Source organism: Bacillus sp. BML-BC051 (assembly GCF_019656175.1).
Classification (GTDB): domain Bacteria; phylum Bacillota; class Bacilli; order Bacillales; family Bacillaceae_G; genus Bacillus_A; species Bacillus_A mobilis.
Window position 1 is genome coordinate 1 of the sequence record NZ_BPLI01000182.1, and the last position, 274, is coordinate 274.

The window sequence follows — 274 nt, forward strand, 5'->3', positions numbered from 1 at the left end:
ACATAACTGGCTTCCATCCCGCCAAAAAGAACACTGTAATTATCGATGCCATTCCGAAGAACTATACGTACTCTGACAGCATAAAAAACGCCCAGCGCAATCATGAGTATTCCGTATGATATCCAGAAACAAGTTCTGACTCGGCTTCTGGTAAATCGAACAGCGTCCTATTCAACTCTCCTACCGCCGCAATTAAGACAACAACGAAACCGATTGGCTGCATGAACATGTACCAAACACTCTCCTTCGCTGCTACACTTTCATTTAAATTCAG

General features: G+C 43.4%; 1 pseudogene. It reads right to left on the reverse strand.

Annotation, left to right across the window (positions count from 1 at the left end):
• A pseudogene (locus tag K5S59_RS29860) lies at window positions 1-274 on the reverse strand (NADH-quinone oxidoreductase subunit H); the annotation flags it as partial.